1 protein-coding gene is annotated in these 3522 nt (G+C 64.2%); it reads left to right on the top strand.

The genetic code is table 11. The features are described from left to right. Window positions 1–3522 (top strand): condensation domain-containing protein (locus O0879_RS28495; protein WP_289920041.1); only part of this gene is annotated, 3522 nt, incomplete at both ends.

Raw genomic sequence — 3522 nt, 5'->3', positions numbered from 1 at the left:
TACAAGACGGGCGACCTGGCGCGCTTCCTGGCCGACGGCAACATCGACTACCTGGGCCGGCTGGACCATCAGGTCAAGCTGCGCGGGCTGAGGATCGAACTGGGCGAGATCGAGGCGGCGCTGACTCAGCATTCCGCGGTGTCGCAGGCAATCGTGATGGCGCGCGAGGACGTGCCGAACCAGAGGCGCCTGGTCGCCTATCTCCATACCCATGCCGACAAACTGGTTGCCGAACTCAAGCCCGGCGCGGACCGCACCGCCGACTGGGGCGATATCTGGAACCAGATCTACGAGCAGCCGGCCGTATCGGAAGACGAAACCTTCAATACCGTGGGCTGGACCAGTAGCTATGACCGCCAGGCCATTCCCGAGCATGAAATGCAGGAATGGGTCGGCGAGACCGTCGAGCGCATCCTCGGTCTGAAACCGGAAGGGGTGCTGGAAATTGGTTGCGGTACCGGTCTGTTACTGCACCGGATCGCGCCGCATTGCAACCGTTATTATGGCAGCGATATTTCCGACATCGTGATCGGCAAGCTGGCGGCGCAACTGCGCGCGGACGAGCTGCAAGGGGCCGACGTGCGCCTGTTCGCCTATCCGGCCGACCGCCTGGCCGAGATCCCTGCGGCCGGCTTCGACACCGTGATCATCAACTCGGTGGCCCAGTACTTCCCGAATTTCGCCTATTTGCAGGATGTGCTGGCCGCCGCCATCGGCAAGATCGGTGCGCAGGGTAGGATCTTCCTTGGTGACATACGCCACTTCGGTCTGCACAAAGTGTTCCATTCGTCGGTAGCGCTGCACCATGCTCCGCAGTACAAACTGGGCCAGGTGCGCCAGGCCGCCGCGCGCGGCCTGAACCGGGAAACCGAGCTGCTGGTGGACCCGGCTTACTTCCACTCGTTGCGCGCGGCCTTCCCGCAGATCAGCCGGATCGAGACCCTGCCTAAGCGCGGGCAGGCGTTGAACGAGATGACCCGTTACCGCTTTGACGTCGTCATTACCATCGGTGAGGTGCCATCGCACAGCGCGCCGGTGTGGCAGGCGTGGAGCGAGCTGCGGCAGGACATGGCGGAGCTGGAGGCACAGCTGGCGCAAGGGGTAGAGCAACTGGCCATCAAGGGTATCGCCGACGAGCGCGTGGCCTACGATGTCGCCGCCCATGCCAAGCTGGCCGAGCTGGGCGAAGAGGCGACGGTCGCCGACCTGCGCCGCGTGCTCTCGGCCGAGCAAACCATCGGCGTGGCGCGTGATGCACTGGAACTGCTGGCACGGCAACATGGCTATCGCCTGCATCTCCAGAGCGCTTCAGGCAGCCAAGGCCACCTGCATGCCGTCTTCACGCGGACCGACCGCGTGATCGACTGGAGCGAGCTGTACAAGGGAGAGGTGCAATATGCGAATCAGCCGCTGCCATCCCAGTTCCATGCGATGCTGCAGAAAAGCATCGTGCAGCATCTGCGCCGCACACTGCCGGAATACATGGTGCCGACCCACTTCATGGTGCTCGACGAGATGCCGCTCACGTCGAACGGCAAGGTGGACCGCAAGGCGCTGCCGGCGCCGGACACCGCCAGGGCGGATGGCGGCTATGTGGCGCCAAGCACCCGCATCGAGAAGAAAATGGCGGAAATTTGGGCGGCGGTGCTGCACCTTGATCGGGTCGGCATCCATGACAACTTCTTCGAACTGGGCGGGCACTCGCTGCTGGCGATCGGCCTGATTGAGCGCATGCGCGATGCTGGCATGGAAACCACGGTACGCGCGCTGTTCGCGGCGCCGACCATCGCCGGTGTGCTGCCAGCGCTGGGACGCGAGGAACGCGCCGTCGAGGTGCCGCCCAACCTGATCCCGGCCAATAGTCGGGTGATTACCCCCGCGATGCTGACGCTGGCGGACCTGGATGAGGACGAGATTGCCAATGTCGTCGCGGCGGTGCCGGGCGGCGCGGCCAATATTCAGGATATCTATCCGCTGGCGCCGCTGCAGGAAGGCATCCTGTTCCATTACCTGGTCCAGGAGCGCGGCGACGTCTACCTGTTGCCGACGCTGCTGGCCTTCGACGAACGTGCCAGGCTCGATGCCTTTGTCCATGCGTTGCAAAAAGTGATCGCGCGGCATGACATCCTGCGTACGGCCATCGCATGGGAAGGGCTGCGGGAGCCGGTGCAGGTTGTGTGGCGCCAGGCGCAGGCGCTTGTCGAGGAAGTCAGCTTTGATCGGCGCGACGGCGACATTGCCGCCCAACTGAAGGCGCGCTTCAACCCTGGTCATTACCGCATCGACGCACGGCAGGCGCCTTTGACGCGCGTTTTCCTGGCGCATGATCCGGTGAACCAGCGCTGGCTGCTGCAGGTCATGCAGCACCACTTCGCCTCCGACCATGCGACGCTGGAGATCATCATCGAAGAAATCCAGGCGATCCTGGCTGACGAGGAGGCGAGCTTGCCGCCGCCGGTGCCGTTCCGTCATTTCGTGGCGCAGGCACGCCTGGGTCCCAGCCCGGAAGAACATGAGGAGTTCTTCCGCGAGATGCTGGCCGATATCGATGAACCCACTGCGCCTTTTGGCCTAGTCGGCGTGCAGGGAGACTGGGCCTCCATGACAGAGGCCAGCCGACATATCGGCGTCGGGCTGGGCAACCGGATTCGCCGCCAGACGCGCAAGCTCGGCGTCAGCCCAGCCAGCCTGATGCACCTGGCGTGGGCGCAAGTGTTGGCGCGCCTGACCGGCCGCCGCGATGTGGTGTTCGGCACGGTGCTGTTTGGACGCATGCGAGGCGGGGCGGATGTGGACCGTGCGCCTGGCGTATTCATTAACACCCTGCCGATTCGCCTGGTGGTGGGGCAGGAAAGCGTGGCGCAGGGCGTGCGCCATACCCACGCCCTGCTGACCCGACTGGTCAACCACGAGCATGCCCCCTTGGCGCTGGCGCAACGCTGCAGCGGCATCGAGGCTCCCACTCCCTTGTTTACGGCCCTGCTGAACTATCGCCACAGCACCCTCGGCGAAGCGCTCAACACCCATGAAGCATGGCGTGGAATGGAGAACCTGGGCACGGAAGAGAGCACTAATTATCCTGTCACGTTGTCGGTGGATGACTTTGGCGACGATTTCCTGTTATTCGTCCAGGTCAACGCGCAGGCTCAGCCCGAACGAGTGTGCAGCTACATGCAGACGGCGCTGGAGAACCTGGTTGAAGCGCTGGAGCAGTCGCCGCACATGCCGGCGGTAGCCGTCGAGGTGCTTCCGCCGCAGGAACGCGAACAGTTGTTGGTGGAATGGAACAGTACCGCGCACGCGCACGCGCAGGAGTATGAGCACGCGCAGACCTTGCATGGCCTGTTCGAGCAACAGGCGCTGCACTGCCCTGAAACGGAGGCTGTCAAGTTTGCAGGTCAGTCGCTGACTTACCGCGAGCTCAATGCGCGCGCCAACCGCCTGGCGCACTACCTGCGCGGGCAGGGTGTGGGCGCCGACAGCCTGGTGGGTATCTGCGTCGAGCGCAGCGTCGAGATGGTG

This window comes from Janthinobacterium sp. SUN120, assembly GCF_030397735.1.
Taxonomy (GTDB): domain Bacteria; phylum Pseudomonadota; class Gammaproteobacteria; order Burkholderiales; family Burkholderiaceae_D; genus Janthinobacterium; species Janthinobacterium kumbetense.
The sequence above is the reverse complement of the archived record's forward strand: the minus strand, read 5'-3'. Positions and strand labels throughout refer to the sequence as shown.